Raw genomic sequence first — 20,735 nt, 5'->3', positions numbered from 1 at the left:
ATTATATTAATTTTGAGCCTTAATTATATAGAATAACATTGGCCAAAACCGTCCTCAAAAATATATTACAAATTTTAATTATCCTAATTTTTAACAATTTTTTAGCACAGAAAACTCCTGAAAAATTGCCTAAAAATGCGGTTAATGATACTATTTCCAAAAAGGATACCATAGTTGTAAAAAAAGAATCTCTGGATGATATTCTTCGTACAAAAGCTGACGACCAAAGGAGAGACATCCCGAAAAAAATGACTTTCCTGAACAAAAATGCGCAGGTAAAGTATCAGGATATGCAGATTGATGCAGATTATATTTCTATTGATGATAATAAAAATTTAATCTATGCGAGAGGAAAACAAGACTCTTTAGGGAAAATCATAGAACCTGTAATTACCACACAGGCCGGGAAAAAATACGAAACCAACGAATTTAGCTATAATACAAAAACCAAACAGGCTATTGCTTTCAATGCCCGTACAGAAGAAAGCGAAGGAGTAATTATAGCGCAGAAGACCAAAAAATATAACGATTCCGTATTCGCGATGAGAAAAGCGGATTATACAACGGATGATTATTTCATTAAGAAAAAAGATACAGCTGCGGATTATTTTATGAGAGCTTATAATATTAAGCTGATTAAAACCAAAAATAAATCCCAGATCGTTACGGGGCCTATTCAGATGTTTATTGAGCAGGTTCCTACACCTCTTTACCTTCCGTTTGCCATTTTGCCGTTTTCGGCTAAAAGAGCTGCAGGTATTCTGATCCCGAGTTTTGGTGAAAGGGAAGATGTAGGTTTTTTCCTTAATGGAATTGGATATTATCAGCCGATTGGAGAACACTTTGACCTTAAAGTTCTGGCAGATATTTATACCAAAGGAAGCTGGAATCTACGTCCTCAGGTGAATTATCAGAAGAAATACCGCTACTCCGGAAACTTTACAGCAGATATTGGTACCATGGTGAGAGGGATTAAAGGGTTGGATGATTATACCAAAAACAGTACCTATAGAATTAACTGGACGCACTCTCAGGATTCTAAAGCGAATCCTTTCCTTACATTCAGTGCTTCTGTTGATATAGTAAGTACAAAGTTTTATAACAACCCGCTGAACAACAACTATATTTTCAACCAGAATGTACTGAATACGCAGCAGAACTCTACGGTAACCCTTACCAAAAGATTCCTGAAACTTCCAATGACCATTACCGGAACAGCTTCTTATTCACAGAACTTTGCAACAGGATTGGCAGATCTTCGTCTTCCGCAGATGAATGTTGCCATCAATCAGTTCTATTTGTTTAAATCAAGAACGGGAATCAGGCAGGGACTTCTTGAAAATATTACAGTAAATACAGGTTTCAATCTTACCAACTTCGTGAATACTCAGGAAAATGAGCTGTTCAAAAAAGAAATGTGGGATAAAATGCAGACCGGGCTTAAAAACAATATTGCATTGGCAACCAATACCACATTGGCGAAATATTTCACTTTCAGCTTAAGTGCCAATATTGACAATGCCCTGACTACAAAAACACTGAACAGATATTACGATCCGGTAAAGAATGTTACTGTAGATGAGATCAATAAAAACTTTACAGGATACTCTACCTTTTCTACGTCTGCCAGTCTTCAGACTACCCTTTACGGAATGATGAAATTCAAAAAAGGATCTGCAATAGAAGCGGTGAGACATATGATGACACCAAGTATTGGGTTTACGTATTCTCCGGATTTCTCAAGTCCTAATTTCGGATATTACAGAAACTATTACAATGCTAACGGAGCCCTTACTCCTTATTCTATCTTTGAAAAAGGAATCATCGGAAGCCCGTCTAGCGGAATGGTAGGTGCTCTTGGTTTCAATATCGGGAACAATATCGAGATGAAAGTGAAATCAAAAAGCGATTCTACAGGGGTAAAGAAAATCAAAATTTTTGAATCTTTGAACCTTGCCGGAAGTTATAACTTCGCTGCGAAAGATCACCCTTGGTCTATATTCACAATTAACGGGCAGTCTTCTTTCTTCAATAATAAACTTACAGTAAATACCAGTCTTTCATTGGAGCCTTATAAAATTGATTTCTCTTCAGGATCGGATACGGGTGTAAGAACAGAGCAGTTCGGGCACTTCAGTGTGCAGGGATTCAATGTGCAGCTATCCTATCCTTTAAGCAGTGAAATTTTTGGTGAAAAGACAGATTATGCTAAAAAATATGCTTCGAAAGGAGAAGTCCGAAATGAGAATTATTATTTTGATGATGATCATTATGCTCATTTTGATCAGGCGTGGACTTTGAACATCAGTGCCAACTATGCTTACTCGAAAGGATTGAGTAGATTGCCGAATAAAATTGCATCCATCGGATTAGACGGTAGTATTAAACTTACACCTTACTGGAATATCAACGGAAGTACGCATTATGATATGGTAACTAAAGAATTGGCATATACAAGAATTGGTTTTTCCAGAGATCAGCGAAGCTTTACAATCAATTTCAACTGGGTTCCTTTCGGACAGTATAAAGTATATGACTTCTTTATCGGGATCAAAGCCAATATCTTAAGTGATGCATTGAAGTACAAAGACAGAAGCTTTACCCAACCAAATGCACCTTTCTAATATCAGATTGGCATTTGAGAATATAAATTTTATATTTGCAACCAAAATAAATTCTAAGGAAATCACTTTTAGAGAGAATATCTTAACCGGTGATTGCTTATAACCATAGAAAAAATAAATATCCATATATGAAACAAATAATAAACACAGTTAATGCACCTGCAGCTATCGGACCTTATTCACAAGCTAATATGGCTAATGGAGTCCTGTATATCTCGGGACAGATTCCTGTAGATCCTGCAACTGGTAAATTGGTAGAAGGCATTGAAAAAGAAACGCATCAGGTAATGAAAAACCTTGAAGCGATCCTTACTGAAGCAGGCATGACATTCAAAAACGTTGTAAAAGCTACCATCTTCCTTAAAAGTATGGATGATTTTGCTGTAATGAATGATATCTATGCATCTTACTTAGATTCAGAAAGCTACCCGGCACGTGAAACGGTACAGGTTTCTTGCCTGCCTAAAAATGTGGATATCGAAATTTCTATGATCGCACATCAGGATTAATGAATTTTATAAGAAATACAATTGCGGTTCTGGTAGGCCTTGCTATTACAGGGCTTATTATTACTCTTGGTATAAGAGCTTTTCCGCAATGGATAACTTTTGAGGCTTTTGCTCCGTTTGAGCACTGGCAAAGGTTTCTTTTCAGCATGAAAGATGATAAGGCGTTTTTCGGATTCCTTCTGTTTATTTCCGGATTGGGAACAACTATTGGAGGAGTGGCTACAGCTATCATTGTAAAATATGCTAAAGTAGCTTATGCTATTCTGATCGGTTTTATTATGCTCTTTATCGCCATGCTGGATGTGATTATTTTTCCTTATCATCCTACGTTTTATAAGATTTCTATTTTTCTTACCTTTTTTCCGTTTTCCTGGATTGGCGGTAAGATTGTAGAAATTATTTATGAAAGGAACAAGAAGAAAAGAATTACTGAAAAAATGAATAAGCCTAAATAAAAAATATAAAAAAACGCTGCAGATTTCTGCAGCGTTTTTTTGTTGATATGAATAACTAATTTAGTTTTCTGATTAAGGCATTTTAAATCCTCTTTGGTAGTTTCTTCCGTAGTCGTCCATATATTTTATTTGCGCGGTTCCGGAGAATTTATTCAGTAAGTTTTCTACATCTTTCTGTGAATTTACTGGCTTACCATTAATTTCTGTGATGATATAGCCATCTACAATTCCTGCTTTAGCCATTTCGCTTCCTTCTACAACATTTTTAGCAACAACTCCGCTATTTAAACCGTAATAAGCTTTCGTTCTGTCATCAATGCTTTGGAATTCTGATCCTATCTTTTCAGTTACACTAAGATCTGCTTTTGTTCTTGTAGAGGTTCCTCCTTTCTGATCTCTGAGCGTTACAGTAGTAGTACCTTCTTTACCGTTTCTTAAATACGTTACCTGTACTTTGTCACCCGGACGTTTGCTTCCGATAGACATTGAAAGGTCAGCAAAATCTGTAATGTCATAATTATCAATTTTGGTAACAACATCTCCTTTTTTCAGACCTGCATCCTCAGCACCGCTGTTATCTCCGAATCCGGTTACATACACTCCGGAACCTACTTTCAGATTCGTTTTGAACTGTTTATTGTAAGAAGTCACCAATTGATCATTAGAAAGATCCAGTGACTGAATTCCTAAGAATCCTCTCTGTACAATTCCAAATTTCTTAATATCCTCAACAATCTTTCTTGCTAGGTTAGAAGGAACAGCAAATCCGTATCCCTGATAATATCCTGTAGTAGACTGGATAGCAGAGTTGATACCGATAAGCTCACCATTCGTGTTCACCAAAGCACCCCCTGAGTTACCCGGGTTGATGGCAGCATCTGTTTGAATGAAGCTTTCGATAGGGTTAGCTGCTTTTCCCTGGCTGCTTAAGATTCCGATACCTCTTCCTTTCGCAGAAACAATACCTGCTGTTACCGTAGAGTTTAATCCAAGTGGATTTCCTACTGCAAGCACCCATTGTCCTACATCAATATTGTCAGAATTCGCAAAATTTAAATAAGGAAGACCTTTTTCCTCAATCTTTAATAAGGAGATATCTGTATTAGGATCAGTTCCTACTAAAGTTGCGATATATGATTTCTTATTGCTTAATACTACTTCCAGCTTATTAGCACCTGCTACCACGTGGTTGTTGGAAATAATATAACCGTCCGGAGAGATGATTACACCAGAACCCATTCCCGATGGCATATTATCAGGAGCCTGTTGCTGCTTCTGTCTCTGCTGGCCTCCACCTCCGCCTCCGAAAGGATCTCCGAAGAAAAAGTCGAACAGATCTTGTTCAGAAGCTCTGCTTGCTGTTCTGCTTTGGTAGTTTTTGATGGTTACTACAGCCGGAACGGTAGTTTTAGCTGCTTTCACAAAATCATCACCTACAGCTCCCGTATTCATCCCTGCGAATGAAGTATTAGGTGCGGCTGTTGTGAAATAAGATTGATCTCCATTATTGGAGCTATGCCCGAAATATTGTAAAGCTCCAACGGTAGTAGCTCCGGAGATTACTCCTACTACTGCAAATGGTAATAGTTTTTTTAAAGTACTCTTCATTGTATATCTTTCTTGTTTATTAATTAATTTCTTTTTTATGTTTTTGAGTAAACAAATTTAATGTTAAATAAGTAAGCAATTAGTATGCTATGTTTCAATTTTAACTAAAATTTAACGGCTATTATATCATTTTATACCTTATGTCATAATTGTTAATGTCAGGATTAACTAAAATTAAAAAAAAATTAAAGAAAATAGGCCAGAATTGTGATAAAAAATAAACAGTAATTCAATGCTGGCCGTGCATTCTTTATGACTTGTGATAGCTGTCTGAATATACTTTATTCTAAAATTCTTATCTTTGCAAAAATTTTATTCTCACTTAAAACGTTTATAGCATGCAACTGTATAACACCTTAAGCGCAGAAGAAAGAGCTCAACTTATTGATGAAGCCGGTAAAGACCGTCTTACTTTGTCTTTCTATGCGTATGCCAAAATCGAAGACCCTAAAAAATTTCGCGACGAATTATTTATAGCCTGGAATGCACTGGATGCACTTGGCCGTATTTATGTTGCCACTGAAGGAATTAATGCTCAGATGAGTGTTCCTGCAGAACAGTTTGAGGCTTTTCGTGATACGCTGGAAGTCTATGACTTCATGAAAGGAATCCGTTTAAATGTAGCGGTAGACCAGGACAATTACTCTTTTTTAAAATTAACCATAAAAGTCAGAAACAAAATTGTTGCTGATGGCCTGAATGACGAAACTTTTGATGTAACCAATAAAGGAATTCACTTAAAAGCTCAGGAATTCAATAATTTACTTGAAGATCCGAATACGATTGTGGTAGATTTCAGAAATCACTACGAAAGTGAAGTAGGGCATTTCGAAGGAGCTATTACTCCGGATGTGGAAAACTTCAGAGAAAGCTTACCGATTATCAACGAACAGCTACAGGATTTTAAAGAAGATAAAAACCTGTTGATGTATTGTACAGGTGGAATCCGTTGTGAAAAAGCCAGTGCTTATTTCAAACATCAGGGCTTTAAAAATGTTTACCAATTAGAAGGCGGTATCATTGAATATACACGCCAGATAAAAGAAGAAGGAATAGAAAGTAAGTTTATTGGTAAAAACTTTGTATTTGACCACCGTTTAGGAGAGAGAATTACAGACGATATTATTTCACAGTGCCACCAATGTGGAAAACCTTGTGATAACCATACGAATTGTGCTAATGATGCCTGTCATCTGTTGTTTATCCAATGTGACGAATGTAAAGCCGCTATGGAAAACTGCTGTTCTACAGAATGTCTCGACACCATCCATTTGCCTTGGGATGAGCAGGTGAAATTGAGAAAAGGATTACAGGTTGGAAATAAAGTCTTCAGAAAAGGAAAATCCGATGCTTTGAAATTCAAAAGCTCCGGAGACTTATCTGATAAACCTTTAGCAAAAGCTGAAACAAAAAATATCCGTCAAAAGATTGCTGTTAAAAAAGAATTGATTGGAAAAGCAGAACACTACTATTCAAAATCAAAAATTGCACAGTTTTTAATTGAGAACAAAGACCTGTCAGTAGGAGATAAAGTATTAATTTCTGGTCCTACAACAGGAGAGCAGGAAGTTACGATTACGGAAATCTATGCTAACGGAGGTCCTTGTGACACTGCAAAACCAGGAGATCAGATTACTTTTGAACTTCCATTCAGAGTTCGTTTGTCTGATAAACTGTACAGAATTGTGCAAAACGCATAATCTTAATAATGATGCTAAAAGCTGAGCTTAGAAAAAAATATACCCAAAAAAGAAAAGCCTTGTCTATTGATGAGGCTTTCTTGTTATCTGAGAAAATTTTTGAAAATTTCATTAAGTATTTTAAACCTGAGGAGTTGGAAAAAGTGCATGTTTTCATCCCGATTCCGGCAAGAAAAGAAATTAATACCCAAATCTTCATAGATTATTTTTTAGCCCTGAATATCCGTGTTTATGTCCCTAAAATTGTAGGGAATCAACTTATTAATATCGAAATTTTTAAAGATACTGTCTTTGAAACCAACACTTGGGGGATTTCAGAACCTGTTTCCAACGAAGATTCTGGTGAAAATGCATTTGATTATGTCATTACCCCTTTATTGTATTGTGACAGAAAAGGAAACCGGGTAGGGTACGGCAAGGGCTTTTATGATGGTTTGTTTCAAAATATTTCCGTTGAAACAAAAAAAATCGGAGTCAATTATTTTGACCCCGATGAATTTGTGGATGATGTCTGGGAAAAGGATATTCCCCTCGATTATTTGGTTACTCCTACAGAAGTACTGTCTTTCTTAAGCGGTTTGGAATAAAAATCTAAAAAGTAAAATTTAAATTCTTTTTTAAGTTTGGAAGTAGAAAGAAGAATATATTGTGCATTCTTTTCAAAGCTTCCCAGAGATTTATTTTTATTGTCAAAATATTCTACATTAAACTTGGCGTAGTCCAGCGTGTCTTTTTTATAAAACTCCTTGTAAACATTCAGGTTGCTTACCTTTGCTGTTTTTGCTTTCATGCTGTCAAGCTCTTTCAGTAATGTTTTGAATGTAAGAGAATCAGGTTTGTGAAAATAGCTCTCCATTTGTGAATAAATAACGGTATCTATTTCTGTGTTTCTGTTTCCGCTAAGGTATAGGGTAGACAGGTCCAGAAGTTCCTGAACTTTTTGTTTTGTGATGGAGTTAATGGCCTGCATGCTATCCATCTGTACGGCAGGATAGCTCTTTTCATTGTTGCTGTTTCGTAGTTTATCGAGGTCGCTTACCTCTGAGGTTTTATTATTACAGGCAATAAATAACGTCAGAAGCACGGTGAAAATTAAAAAATTATTTATTCTTTTCATCTGTGGTAGCAATTTTAAATTTAATGGATACAATCTTTCCTTTGATATCCTTTTTCATTTCTATTACATTCAGGTTTTTCAGTGAGGTCGTAGGAGTGGTTACCAGAGTGATATATTTTTGTTTATCAAGTCTTTCTATGCCATAGGTGTTATTGTCATATACCTGGTATATAATAGCATTGTTACTGATAAGGTTTTCAAGTTGGCCTCTTTTCTGCTTAATTAGGGCAACCTGTTCATCTGGGTTTCCTCCCTTGATATCTTTTATAGAGAAATAATAAGCTGCCATCTTATAATCATCCGGCTTTAGCTCAATTTTTTCTTCTTCAGGAGCATTTTCCAGGTTTCTGTTAACTTCCAGAGGCTCGTAAAAAGGAGCACTGATGCGCATTTTTAAATTTTTATCCTTGGTAGAATAATAAAAACACTCACCTGGCTTTATTTTATACATCAATGGAGACTCATTTTCCTTTACCACCATTATCTCTAAAGTGTTGATTACAGAAACCCCTCTGTCTTTATCAATGAAGCAATATTTGTAAGTTTTTGAAAAAAGTACGTCTTTAAATCCTAAAAGTCCTGTAATCGTAATCAAAACGGAAGTAACCAATGCCCATGCGTTCTTTTTGAAGAAATTTTTCTCGGGTGGAACAGATGAAATTTCAATTTCATTCGTAGTTGCTTTGTTTTTTGTAATCGATTGATTGTCAGTGTTTGATTTTTGTAAATCAATGTTTTCAGGGGTGCTGGTTTCGATTTTTTTAGGCTGAATTTCAGTTTTTGGGAGTTCAGGAACTTCAGAAACTGTTTTTTCCAGTTCATCGATATCTTCGTTGTCAAAATTTTCATTTTCCTGTAGCAGTTCTCCGGCAAAAAGATGCTGTTTCTTAAACTCATACCAAGAGTCGTAACCTGCATAAATACTCAATAAATTGAGCATGTCTATTCTTGGTAGTTTAGTGACTGGTGAATTTTTGAAATAGGTATAAAATGACTTTTCACTGATGTTACCTTTCGCTTTTTTTCGAAGGTCTTCCTGAAAATATATAATATCTATACCCTTCCACTTGGATATGTCATCCTGCGAAGGGGTATATTCTTTTAAGTATTGACCCTGAACATCCTTTTTTAACTGCTCAAAGTGTAATAGATCTAAATCTGTCAATTTTTCAAAAAATAATTAAATTGTTGATTTTCAGCTATGTTTTTTTGTAAAACTATTTTACAAAGGTATTACAATTATTTTTCATAAACAAATTTTCTAACTGCTCTACCTTTGTCTTGTTCAAATAACAGAACAGAAGAAAATTTTATAAAACAATATTAACAAAATTAAATTTAATTTATTATGAAAAAGTCATTATTCGTAGCTGCTATCGCTGCAATCTCTCTAGTTGCTTGTAAAAAAACTGAAGCTACTGCTACTGAAGGAACAGCTGATTCTGCTGCTGCTACTGTTGCTGATTCTGCTGCTGTAGTTACTGATTCTGCTGCTAAAGTTGTTGATTCTGCTGCAACTACTGCTGTAGAAGCTACTAAAGATGCTGCTGCTGCTACTACTGCTGCTGGTGCTGAAGTTGCTAAAGATGCTGCTAAAGGAGCTGCTGACGCTGCTAAAGGAGCTGCTGATGCTGCTAAAGGAGCTGCAACTGCTGCTAAAGATGCTGCAAAAGACGCTGCTAAGAAATAATTCTAGCATACGCTTAACAATAAAGGAACCGTTTCACCCAGTGAAACGGTTTTTTTATGCTTTGTCATTGCGAGCCGAAGGCGAAGCAATCTCTTTATATAATATGAACTCTTGTAGTTCTAGAAATAGTATTTACCCTTTCTTCTGCTTTAAAGATTCATAACAGGTAATGGCTACGGCATTGCTTAAGTTTAAAGAATCAATACTTCCGGTCATTGGAATTAAGGTGTTTTTTCCTTTTCCAATCCAGAAATCACTTAATCCGGAATGTTCCGTACCGAATAATACAGCAGAGCGCTGTCTGAAATCTCTTTTATAAAGATCTTCAGCGCTTTCATCCATAAGAGTTGTATAGATATTGAAAGCATTCTTTTGAAGAAATTCCAATGTTTCTTCATTTTCAGCCTGATAGACTTCCATCCCAAAAAGACACCCTACACTGGATCTGATTACATTTGGATTGTAGAAATCGGTTTTTCCGTCTGCAACAATTAATGCATCTATTCCAAAAGCTTCACAGCTTCTTAAGATAGCTCCAAGATTTCCCGGTTTTTCTATCCCTTCAACAATAATTACTGTAGAATCTTCTTTAGGAACAAATGAAGAAAGTGGAGTTTCTTTTGCAGTATAGATTCCGATAATCCCCTCAGAACTTCCCCTGTAAGCTATTTTTTCATATACTTTTTCACTTACATGGTATATTTTTCCATCAGGAAGAGTTCCTTTAAAGATATTTTCACAGATAAAGAACTCCAGCGGTTCAAAGTCATACTGGATGGCTCTTTCATTTTCCTGCTGGCCTTCTACTACAAAAACTTTTGATTTTTTACGGAATCTATTGTCAGTAAGGAGCTTAGTGACGTTTTTTATTTTATCGTTTTGAAAACTTTCTATCAACATGCTGCAAAATTATGCAAAATTTATGATTGAACTTCTCTGGTTTTGATAAAAAGGCTTTTCTGCGTTATCTCAAACGGAATTTTATTTTTCCTTTTAAAATAGATGATAAGTGTTCCTTACGATTGACAATCTGTTTATTTGGAAAGGTTAACTGTCTGATGGATCAACGAGAGTACTGTTGTCAATCAGACTTTGAGGCAGGTCTTTTTTATTTTTAATGCCTAATGACTTCAGTTTTTGAGTCTGTATGATAAGGTTATCATTTCCGGTGTGGAGCTGTTTGTAGGCATCATTGAATACATTTTTCGCCTGATCCAGGTTTCTTCCCACTTTTTCCAAGTTGTCTACAAAACCTACAAATTTATCATAAAGTTTCGCTCCTCGTTCAGCAATCTCCATAGAATTTCTGTTTTGATATTCGCGTTTCCAAAGATCAGCAATAAGCTTAAGGGAAGTGATCAGGTTGCTTGGGTTCAGCAAAAGGATTCTTCTTTCATAGGCATAGTTCCAAAGATTCTGGTCTGCCTGCATTGCGGCAATATAAGCTGGCTCACTCGGAATAAACATCATCACGAAATCCATAGATTTATCATAGTCATCGTAGGCTTTTTGACTGAGTTGTGAAATGTGATTCTTGATAGAACCAAGGTGCTGGCTTAATTTTATCGCATAAACATCGGCATCGGTTTCATCTACTAATTCTGTAAAAGCAGTCAGAGAAACTTTAGAATCAATGATCACATTTCTTTCGTCCGGATATTTTATAACGGCATCGGGGCGCATTTTCTTTCCTGAAAATTCTGAGAATAAAGCGTTATTATCTTCATCGCGCAGTTCATGTTCAAGAAAATATTCTCTCCCTTTTACGAGTCCTGATTTTTCAAGAATACTTTCCAGAATCATTTCACCCCAGTTTCCCTGGGTTTTGCTTTCTCCTTTCAGTGCGCGGGTCAGCTTTTTGGCATCATCAGAAATCTGCTGGTTCAGCTCTGCCAGTTCTTTCACTTTTTCTGCAAGGGAAAAACGTTCTTTATTTTCTTTTTCGTAAGCCTCGTTGACCTTGTTTTTTAAGTCAGCGATTTTCTCCTGAAATGGCTCAAGAATATTTTTTAAGTTATTTTGATTTAAAGTGGTAAACTTTTCTGTTTTTTCTTCTAAAATTTTATTGGCAAGGTTTTCAAACTGAAGTTTAGAATCTTCCTGAATCTTAACAATTTCTTCTTTCTGGGTATCAAGAGAGTTTTGGAGACCTTCATTTTTGGCAGAAAGCTCAGAGTTTTTAGCAAAAAGAGTCTGTTTTTCAAGAATATGGGTGGCTATCTGAGAGGTCTGTCTCTGATTGGTTTGTTTTAACTCTTGAAACTGAGTATTTAACGATGAATATTCGGCGGAGATTTTAGAGAATTCATTTTTCAGATCATCCAGAAGATCCTGTTGCAGCATGTTGGCTTCTTTCTCTTTACTGATAGTCTGATTAAGTTCCTGAATCTTCAGGTTTGAATTGTCAAGATCAGACTGGGTTTTTATAGATAAGGTGTTCAGCGTATCATAAGAATTCCTTGAAACCATTGATGATTTCAACGCAAAATATAGGATTACCGCACCAAGGATAATACCTGCAAACAGCCCAATAATTAAATATATCATCTCCATCTTCCAAAATTATGAAAAAAGGCTGGAAGTTACCTCTCTCTTCCTTCTTCCAGATTCCTTTCTGAACAAGATTACTTATATTTATAGGAAATTTCAGAGACTTATGAATATTTTGTTGGTAGAAGATGATCAAAGAATCAGCAATTTCCTGATAAAAGGCCTTTCCGAGGCTGGCCACAATATGACCCTTGCAGATTCCGGAGAAAAAGCGCGTGACCTTATTCATACCTATGATTTTGATATTATTTTGATGGATATTATGCTTCCCGGATTGGATGGGATGCAGCTTACTCAAATTATCAGATTTAAAGGGAATTATACTCCGATTTTGGTTTTAAGTGCATTGAACAGCCCTGATGATAAGATCAAAATGCTGGATATGGGAGCTGATGATTATTTATCAAAACCTTTTCACTTTGAAGAACTGATTTCTAGGATTAAAGCCTTAACCAGAAGAAATAAAATGAGCTACCAGAAAGAAGACCAATATTTATCATGTGGAAATATTACAATTGATACCGATCTTCATAAAGTAACTCAGAACGATAAAGAAATAGAATTTTCTCCTACGGAATACAAACTTTTTACTTTCCTGATGGAGAATAAAAATAAAGTGCTGAGCAGAACTCAGATTTTACATAAGGTTTGGGGAATTGATTTTGATAATACAACGAATGTAGTGGATGTTTATATTTCCTACGTCCGTAATAAGATTGATGAAACGGAACAGAAAATTATTCATACGGTAAAAGGAACCGGCTATTTGATCAAAGACTGAAAATGACGCTCAGAAACAGATTTACCCTTATTTCAAGCCTCTCATTTGGCATCGTTTCTATCATCACATCAGCGGTGATATTCTTTGCCTATTATGACAGCACCAAGATTTTTTATTTTGAAAAACTTCGGAATGCGGCTCTTATTTCTGCTATTTATTATCTCGAAAAGGATGAGCTTCCGAAAGACCGGCATGCCCAGATCAAAAATGAATACAATCATCTGATTCAAAATAACAAGGTAGCGGTTTACAATCAGAATAACGAAGTGACTTTTGGGCATAACCTAAATGATAAGAATATAAAACTTTCTCATTTACAGTCTGTCCGGAATAATAAAGGAATACAATTTATGTCTGATAATCAATTCTACTATGGGATTTTTTATCCGGATAATCAGGGAGATTTTGTGGTTTTTGTAAAATCATCAAATGATTCATTTCAGTCGCAGATCCTGAGATTGGCTATTATCATGCTTTCTGTATTGCTGATCGGGCTTTTGGCAATTTATTTTTTGAGTAGATACCTTTCCAAAGTGGTTTATAAGCCTATCTCTAATGTTGTGGAACGTATTAATAAAGTGGATTATAATAATATTTCCACAGCCATTACTTCCACTAATACCAATGATGAGATTGAAGATCTTATAAAATCCTATAATAAATTGCTGGGAAGAATTTCTGAAAATGTACTCTTACAGCAGAACTTTATCAACTATGTTTCTCATGAATTTAAAACACCTTTAGCCGCTATTTCCGGAAATTTGGAAGTCTTCGCCCAAAAAGACCGCACGCCGGAAGAATATAAGGAAGTGGCCAAAGAGTCATTGGAAAACGTGTATGAGATTGAAAATATTCTTAACAATCTCCTGTTGATGTCCGGAATGACAAAATTGGAATCTTCTCACAAACTTATGAGAGTGGATGAGTTGATCTGGAAAATCTATGAAAAATTAGAACCCAAAGCAAAAGAAAACCATTCATCTATTAAAATACAGCTTCAGGTAACAAAACCCGCTTTACTGGAATTTCCCGGAAACGAAACACTGCTATACTTAGCAGTATATAATATCGTTGAAAATGCCATCAAGTATTCTTATGATAAACCTGTATTGATTATATTATTAGAAAAGAATAATCAGTTGTGTATTGAGGTAAAGGATGAAGGACGGGGAATTCCGTCAGATGATCTTGCAAAAATATCCGAAACTTTTTATAGAGGAAAAAACGTAGATAGCGTGAAAGGCAGTGGAATTGGTCTGTCTCTTTCGAAAAGTATCTTCGATCATCATCATATTGTAATGAAAATTGATTCTGTTGTAAATGTTGGAACCAATGTTCTCCTTGAATTTCCGGCTCATTCCTGATTGTGTTATTCGTGAAAATATTCGTGTTTTTAAAAGTTCTAATCAAACTCTAATGTTGAACTAACCGAATTTTAATTTTGTTTGAAATTCCCTCTAATATTAGACAAATAGCTTTGTGGTCTTAAAATAAGAGACCTTGAAGAAACTATTTTTTACCCTATTTTATATTCATTGTTTCAGTTTCTTTTCAGCACAGATTTCAGATACCCTGAAAATTGGCAGAAAGGAAGCTGAGACTATCTTTTTGGCTAAAAACCTGGACCTCATTGCCCAAAAACTTGAAATTTCACAAGCCGAGGCAAGAGCTGTTCAGGCTAAATACTGGCCTAATCCCAAATTAAGTATCAGTGAAGTAAATCTATGGAGAACCTATGACATAGAAGAGCAGCCTGCTCTTATCGGAAATTGGGGAAAAAATACCCAGATTTCTGCTGAGATAGAACAGGTCATTCAGACTGCTGGTAAAAGGCGGAAAAATATTGAACTGCAGAAAATAGAAGTAGAAGGTGAGAAGTATGAAATGCAGGAAGTTTTGCGCGAACTTAAAAAGACGCTCAGAAATACCATTACCGATATTCTTTACAACCAGGAACAGCAGAAAATCTATCAGGGACAGATTGCTTCCATTGAAAAATTAACAAAATCCTATAATAATCAATTAAACCTTGGAAACATCAGTAAAGCTGAATACGTCCGTCTGAAAGCACAGGAAATTGAATTCAAAAAGAAACTGATTTCATTAAAACAGGAAATCGAAGATCAGCAGGTAGAGCTCAAAGCCTTATTGATGCTGCCTTCCCAATCTTATCTGGTTATTTCGGACTCATTTGTTATGCCTGAAAAACAACTTTCAGAACTTGAGGTGGCACAATGGATAGAAAAGGCAAAAGAAAACCGGCCAGATATTATGATATCAAAAAATAAAGAGAAACACGCTGCGAAAAACTTGGAAATTCAAAATGCAATGAAAACTCCTGATGTTGCTGTTTCTATTGGATATGACCGCGGAGGAAATATCATGAAAGACTTTATAGGACTGGGTGTTTCTATGGACCTTCCCATTTTCGACCGTAACAAAGGAAATATCCAGGAAGCTAAGCTTGAGATTGAGAAAAGCCAACTGGAGACCCGTAAAAACATGCTGAAATCTGAAAACGAAATTGTTTCTGTTTTCAGAAATTATATCAGAACACAGCAGATCTCAGAAGAGATTGATGACAGTTACGAATCTACACTGGACGGTCTGCTGGTCAGCCATGAAAAAAATTTCAGACTAAGAAACATCAGCATGCTGGAGTATATGGATTTTCTGGACACCTACATCGGAAATAAAATGATCATCCTGGACACTAAAAAAGAATTGAATCAATACTACGAAAACCTGCAGTATGTTGTAGGACAAGATTTATAAGATATGAACAAAAATATTACCCAATACATTGCCGCAGCTTACCTGTCTGCCCTCATTATTTTTACAGGCTGTGCCGGAAAACAGGAAAATAAAGAAGCTGAAAAGGGCTATTGCATCAGCAAAGAACTTAAAAAAGATATTAAACTGGCCAAAGCAGAAATGCTTCCTATAGAAGAAAGCATTACCCTTACCGGAGAAGTGGAAAGTAATTCTGATAAAACGGTTCCCTTTGTAAGCCTTGTGGACGGAGTGGTGATTGACACTTATTTCTCTCTTGGTGATTATGTGAAAAAAGGTCAAACTTTAGCAAGTGTAAAGAGTACAGCTGTGAATGAAATGCAGGATGATACGCAGACCTTGCAGGCTCAGCTGGCCGTTGCGAAACGAAAACTGTCTTCTGTAGAAGCCATGTATAAAGATGATATTGCCTCACAGAAAGATTTGCAGGAAGCGCGTTCCGAAGTAGCCATATTACAATCTAATATTTCCAAGACGCATAAAAATATGCAGTTGTATTCAGCAGGTGGAAATACCATTCAGATAAAAGCTCCGGCAGACGGATATGTTATTTCAAAAAATATTTCCAAAGGAATGCCGGTTACAGCAGGAGGAGATCAGCTGTTTACCATTTCCAATCTGGATAAAGTATGGGTAATGGCCAATGTATATGCTACCAATATGAGACATGTTTATGTAGATCAGCCGGTAGTAGTAAAAACACTTGCTTATCCTGATGACAGTTTTTCAGGGAAAATCAACAATATTTCTCAGGTTTTTAATGAAAATGAAAGAGTATTGAAGGCTAAAATCATTATGGATAATAACGGAATGAAGCTAAGACCGGGAATGTCAGCAGATGTTGTATTACCCATCAATTCACAAAACAAAAGTGCACTGGCTATTCCTGCAAAGGCATTAATCTTTGATAACAACCAAAGCTATGTAGTGGTTTACAAAAAAGACTGTGAACTTGGGATCAGACTTGTAACGGAAATCGCTTCCAACAGCCAGTATATTTATGTAGAAGGTAATTTAAAACCAGGTGAAAATGTCATTGCTTCCAACGGACTGCTGATTTATGAAAACCTGAAAAACCAATTAAATAACTCCAAGAAGTAATGCGAAAATTTGTACAGAATATAGTTTCCTTCTCTTTAAAAAACTCATTGATTGTTCTGTTGGGAACTTTTCTTTTGCTGGCCGGAGGAATCTATTCCTATATGCATACTCCCATTGAAGCATTTCCGGATGTTACCAATACCAGAGTAAGAGTTATTACCCAATGGCCGGGAAGAAGTGCTGAGGAAATAGAAAAATTTGTCACCTTACCTATTTCCAAAGAAATGAATGCCATTCCGAATAAAACTTCGGTGCGTTCTATTTCCTTATTTGGATTGTCTGTGGTGACGGTGATTTTTGATGACCATGTGAATGATTTTTATGCGCAGCAATATGCTTCCAATAAACTCGGAAATGTAAATCTCCCTTCCGGAGCAGAATATAGTATTGAGCCTCCATCCGGAGCTACAGGTGAAATTTACCGGTATATCATTAAAAGTAAACTTCCCATCAAAGAAGTAACAGCCATTCAGGATTGGGTGGTGGAAAGAGAATTGCTTGCCGTTCCCGGTGTAGCTGATGTCGTAAGCTTTGGTGGAGAAGAAAAGACTTATGAAATAAAAATTAATCCTACGGAATTACACAATTACGACCTTTCCCCCTGGATGTGTATGAAGCGGTTTCGAAGAGTAATATCAATGTAGGAGGAGATGTAGTGGCAAAGGGTGATCAGGCTTATGTAGTGCGGGGGATCGGTCTTTTAGAGAAAAAAGAAGATATTGAGAATATTCAGATCGAGGTAAAAGGATCCACCCCAATTTTGGTGAAACATGTAGCTGAAGTAAAAGTTTCGGCAAAACCAAGATTAGGTCAGGTAGGATACAATAAAGACAATGATGTTGTAGAAGGAATCGTAATCATGCTTCGTGGTGAAAACCCAAGCGAAGTCATTGCAAAACTGAAAGACAGAATAGAACAGCTGAACGGAGGAGAACTTCCCGGTGATGTGCAGATTGTTCCGATCATCGACCGTACAGAGCTTGTAAATACTACCGTTCATACCGTTTCCAAAAACCTTATTGAAGGAGTTATTCTGGTTTCCATCATTGTATTTATTTTCCTTTATAACTGGAGAACGACTTTCATTGTAGCATCAGTAATTCCGTTGGCTTTCCTGTTTGCTATTATAATGTTGAAAATTCAGGGATTGCCAGCTAACCTGATTTCCATGGGAGCTCTGGATTTCGGGCTGCTTCTGGAAGGAACACTGGTGATTGTGGAACACGTCTTTGTCGCCCTCGAGCTTAAAGCGAAAAAGATTGGACTGCGGAGATTCAATAAAATTTCAAAACTGGGAATCATCAAGAAAAGCGCAGGAAGTGTGGCAAGCTATATTTTCTTTGCCCTGTTGATTCTGATTGTTGCGCTGATGCCAATTTTCTCTTTCCAGAAAGTAGAAGGTAAAATGTTCTCTCCATTAGCATTTACACTGGGGTATGCATTATTAGGATCATTGATCTTAAGTTTGACCTACGTTCCGGCAATGTGTAAGTTACTATTGACGAAAAATATTGAAGAGAAAGAAAACTTTATTTCCAGATTCTTCAGAGTTAATATTTATAGAATTTATGAATTCAGTGACCGTTACAAAAAAGGATTTATCATTGGCTTCGTTGCCTTGCTTGCCATTTGTGGATGGAGATTCTCCAATTACGGATCTGAATTTTTACCTAAACTTAACGAAGGCGCAATTTACGTAAGAGCAACACTCCCAAACAGTGTCAATCTGGATGAATCTGTACGATTAACCAAAGAGATGAAGGAGATCCTTATGAAATATGATGAAGTGAAATTTGTCATGACCCAGACCGGCCGGCCGAATGACGGAACAGATCCCACCGGATTTTTTAATATCGAATTTAATATTCAGCTGAAACCGGAAAATGAATGGAAGAAAAAAATATCCAAAGAAGAACTTCTTGAAGAAATGAGAGTTTCTCTTGAAAAATATCCGGGAATCAATTTTGGATTCAGCCAGCCGATACAGGATAATGTGGAAGAATATGTAGCAGGAGTAAAAGCTCCGTTAGTGATTAAGATTTTTGGAAATGATCTTTTCGAACTTGAGAATTACGCCAATAAAGTAGCCAATTCCATCAGAACCGTTCCGGGTATTTCAGATGTGAATGTTTTTAAAAATATCGGGCTTCCGGAATTGAGAATACAACTTCATGATTCCAAAATGGCAAAATATGGTGTTTCTACAGCAGATGCGCAGGCCGTTATTGAAATGACTATTGGAGGACAGGCTGCCACCAAGTTTTACGAAGAGGAAAGAATGTTCGACGTAATGCTTAGGTTTGAAAAAGAATACAGAGATACTCCCGAAAAGATGGGAAATATTCTCATCCCAACTCAGGATAATAAAAAAGTCCCGCTGAAAGAAATCGCAACTATTGATTATCATACCGGACCATCATTTATTTACCGTGAAGGAAACAGCAGGTACATCGGAGTTGGGTTTAATATTGAAGGTCGTGACTTAGGAAGTACCATTCAGGAAGCAAAAGCAAAAGTGGATAAAGAAGTAAAGCTTCCGAAAAACCATAAAATGACATGGGCCGGAGAATTTGAAAGTAAAGAAAGAGCCGCAAAACAGCTTGCTATGGTAGTGCCAATTTCTTTAGTTTTAATTCTGATGCTATTGTATTTCAACTTCGGGAATATAAAAGATACGCTGATTTCTTCCATTACATTGGCATTTGCGTTCATCGGAGGGTTTTTATCTCTTTGGTTTACGGGAACCATCTTCGGAATTTCAGCAGGAATCGGTTTCATCATTCTTTTTGGAGTAGCAACTATAGACGGTATCGTTCTGATCGGAGTCATGAAAGAAAATCTGCAAAACAGAATGCCGCTAAAAGAATCTATTTCTTTAGGAGTGAAAAGTAGAATTCGTCCGGTGGTAATGATCGCGCTGATGGGATCTATGGGACTTCTTCCGGCAGCGATGTCAAACGGAATGGGCTCTGAAATTCAGAAACCTTTGGCCATTATGATTGTAGGCGGGCTGATCGTCTGTATGCTGCTGTCATTTACAATACTACCCATTATTTTCCATTATGCTTACCGTAAAAAGCATAAGGAAGCAATATAGTTTCTTTTATTTTGTTCATTATGAGGCCGAGATCCGTGAGGAAGATCCCGGCCTTTTTTTATTATGAATTTTTTGTAGATTCTAGAATCTCAATATTTTTTACCACATCACCGCTTTCACAATTTTAAGTTCTTTTAATAGGGGAAGTTACATTCAAAATATATTGAGCAGGTTGAAATTTAATTTTCATGATAGTTTGCATCGAAGTGAATTGTAAAAAATATTATATTTAACAATTAAAACTCAAATGAATGCAAAAAAATCTTTAGAAAAGTGTAAAAAGCAAGAAAATGTAGTATGTATAGATGATTTAGGTATAATGATTTTGAATGCAGAATTTCCAAAAGGCATGAGCCACTTTAGAACTGTTTTATTTGAGAAATTTAAGCTTCCCAAAAATGTAAGAGAAGGAGAAAATAGGATTCGTATAATTCTAGGTATTAATGATAATTTAGAAAATATAGAGATTCTAAAATATACTGATAGGAAAACAAAAAAAGCTATTGAAGAAGTTTTTAAAGTAAAAGAACTTAATACATGGAAATCAGCAAAAATGTTTGGTATTCCGGTAAAAGAACAATTTGAAATAAGCCTATTTATAGAAAATAAATAAAGATAAGCAACAGGCTAGGAATAGAAGTCTTAACAGGAGTATAAATAAAATGTAAACAACAAACCACCAATTCGGTGGTTTGTTGTTTACTTAAAGA

Annotated in this window: 16 protein-coding genes and 1 pseudogene; 12 read left to right on the top strand and 5 right to left on the bottom strand. The window is 36.1% G+C overall.

Annotated features, from left to right (window positions below):
• Positions 1-38: 38 nt before the first annotated feature.
• The 3 genes from CLU97_RS01145 (at position 39) to CLU97_RS01135 (ending at position 3,588) form a co-directional block, all read left to right on the top strand.
• Positions 39-2,624 carry a putative LPS assembly protein LptD gene (locus CLU97_RS01145; protein ID WP_121486321.1) on the top strand — a complete coding sequence of 862 codons (2,586 nt, stop codon included), beginning with the start codon at positions 39-41 and terminating at the stop codon, positions 2,622-2,624.
• A 128-nt stretch (positions 2,625-2,752) separates the two neighbouring features.
• Positions 2,753-3,133, top strand: a complete 381-nt coding sequence (locus CLU97_RS01140; protein WP_034694591.1) for a RidA family protein — start codon at positions 2,753-2,755, stop codon at positions 3,131-3,133.
• A complete protein-coding gene (locus tag CLU97_RS01135; protein ID WP_121486320.1) occupies positions 3,133-3,588 on the top strand; it encodes a hypothetical protein in 456 nt (151 codons plus the stop codon). The genes CLU97_RS01140 and CLU97_RS01135 overlap by 1 nt, the downstream gene beginning before the upstream one ends.
• A gap of 72 nt (positions 3,589-3,660) precedes the next feature.
• Here the strand turns inward: CLU97_RS01135 and CLU97_RS01130 are convergent, their stop codons facing one another.
• Complete coding sequence (locus tag CLU97_RS01130; RefSeq protein ID WP_121486319.1) at positions 3,661-5,196, bottom strand: trypsin-like peptidase domain-containing protein; 1,536 nt, start codon at positions 5,194-5,196, stop codon at positions 3,661-3,663.
• Between the two features lie 338 nt (positions 5,197-5,534).
• On the opposite strand from CLU97_RS01130, the gene CLU97_RS01125 reads away from it, so the two are divergent.
• Both CLU97_RS01125 and CLU97_RS01120 read left to right on the top strand, forming a co-directional pair.
• Positions 5,535-6,896: a rhodanese-related sulfurtransferase gene (locus CLU97_RS01125; RefSeq protein WP_121486318.1), complete on the top strand. Its 1,362-nt coding sequence runs from the start codon at positions 5,535-5,537 to the stop codon at positions 6,894-6,896.
• A gap of 8 nt (positions 6,897-6,904) precedes the next feature.
• Positions 6,905-7,483 carry a 5-formyltetrahydrofolate cyclo-ligase gene (locus tag CLU97_RS01120; RefSeq protein WP_228437445.1) on the top strand — a complete coding sequence of 193 codons (579 nt, stop codon included), beginning with the start codon at positions 6,905-6,907 and terminating at the stop codon, positions 7,481-7,483.
• Here CLU97_RS01120 and CLU97_RS01115 read toward each other — a convergent pair.
• Together CLU97_RS01115 and CLU97_RS01110 are read right to left on the bottom strand one after the other, a co-directional pair.
• Complete coding sequence (locus tag CLU97_RS01115) at positions 7,432-8,013, bottom strand: hypothetical protein (protein ID WP_121486317.1); 582 nt, start codon at positions 8,011-8,013, stop codon at positions 7,432-7,434. The genes CLU97_RS01120 and CLU97_RS01115 overlap by 52 nt on opposite strands.
• Complete coding sequence (locus CLU97_RS01110) at positions 7,997-9,178, bottom strand: hypothetical protein (RefSeq protein ID WP_121486316.1); 1,182 nt, start codon at positions 9,176-9,178, stop codon at positions 7,997-7,999. Before CLU97_RS01110 ends, CLU97_RS01115 begins: the two co-directional genes overlap by 17 nt.
• Positions 9,179-9,361: 183 nt before the next feature.
• On the opposite strand from CLU97_RS01110, the gene CLU97_RS01105 reads away from it, so the two are divergent.
• Entirely contained in the window at positions 9,362-9,703 is a 342-nt protein-coding gene (locus CLU97_RS01105) for a hypothetical protein (RefSeq protein ID WP_121486315.1), read from the top strand.
• Positions 9,704-9,835: 132 nt separating this feature from the next.
• Here CLU97_RS01105 and CLU97_RS01100 read toward each other — a convergent pair whose 3' ends face one another.
• Together CLU97_RS01100 and rmuC are read right to left on the bottom strand one after the other, a co-directional pair.
• On the bottom strand, positions 9,836-10,603 hold the full coding sequence (locus CLU97_RS01100; RefSeq protein ID WP_121486314.1) for a TrmH family RNA methyltransferase: 768 nt from the start codon (positions 10,601-10,603) through the stop codon (positions 9,836-9,838).
• A gap of 147 nt (positions 10,604-10,750) precedes the next feature.
• Positions 10,751-12,256 carry a DNA recombination protein RmuC gene (rmuC, locus tag CLU97_RS01095; RefSeq protein WP_121486313.1) on the bottom strand — a complete coding sequence of 502 codons (1,506 nt, stop codon included), beginning with the start codon at positions 12,254-12,256 and terminating at the stop codon, positions 10,751-10,753.
• Positions 12,257-12,359: 103 nt separating this feature from the next.
• Between rmuC and CLU97_RS01090 the strand changes: the two genes are divergently transcribed.
• The 6 genes and pseudogenes from CLU97_RS01090 to CLU97_RS01065 all read left to right on the top strand — a co-directional run bounded on the left by CLU97_RS01090 (position 12,360) and on the right by CLU97_RS01065 (position 20,638).
• Entirely contained in the window at positions 12,360-13,034 is a 675-nt protein-coding gene (locus tag CLU97_RS01090; protein ID WP_121486312.1) for a response regulator transcription factor, read from the top strand.
• Positions 13,035-13,036: 2 nt separating this feature from the next.
• The gene (locus CLU97_RS01085) at positions 13,037-14,398 is read left to right on the top strand and encodes a sensor histidine kinase (protein WP_121486311.1); all 1,362 of its coding nucleotides are present in this window, start codon (positions 13,037-13,039) and stop codon (positions 14,396-14,398) included.
• A gap of 136 nt (positions 14,399-14,534) precedes the next feature.
• On the top strand, positions 14,535-15,809 hold the full coding sequence (locus tag CLU97_RS01080) for a TolC family protein (protein ID WP_121486310.1): 1,275 nt from the start codon (positions 14,535-14,537) through the stop codon (positions 15,807-15,809).
• Positions 15,810-15,812: 3 nt separating this feature from the next.
• On the top strand, positions 15,813-16,928 hold the full coding sequence (locus CLU97_RS01075; protein ID WP_121486309.1) for an efflux RND transporter periplasmic adaptor subunit: 1,116 nt from the start codon (positions 15,813-15,815) through the stop codon (positions 16,926-16,928).
• Positions 16,928-20,025, top strand: a pseudogene (locus CLU97_RS01070) (efflux RND transporter permease subunit). Before CLU97_RS01075 ends, CLU97_RS01070 begins: the two are co-directional and overlap by 1 nt.
• A gap of 247 nt (positions 20,026-20,272) precedes the next feature.
• Positions 20,273-20,638: a hypothetical protein gene (locus CLU97_RS01065; RefSeq protein ID WP_121486308.1), complete on the top strand. Its 366-nt coding sequence runs from the start codon at positions 20,273-20,275 to the stop codon at positions 20,636-20,638.
• Positions 20,639-20,735 lie beyond the last annotated feature (97 nt).

The organism is Chryseobacterium sp. 7 (assembly GCF_003663845.1).
GTDB lineage: Bacteria > Bacteroidota > Bacteroidia > Flavobacteriales > Weeksellaceae > Chryseobacterium.
The sequence above is the reverse complement of the archived record's forward strand: the minus strand, read 5'-3'. Positions and strand labels throughout refer to the sequence as shown.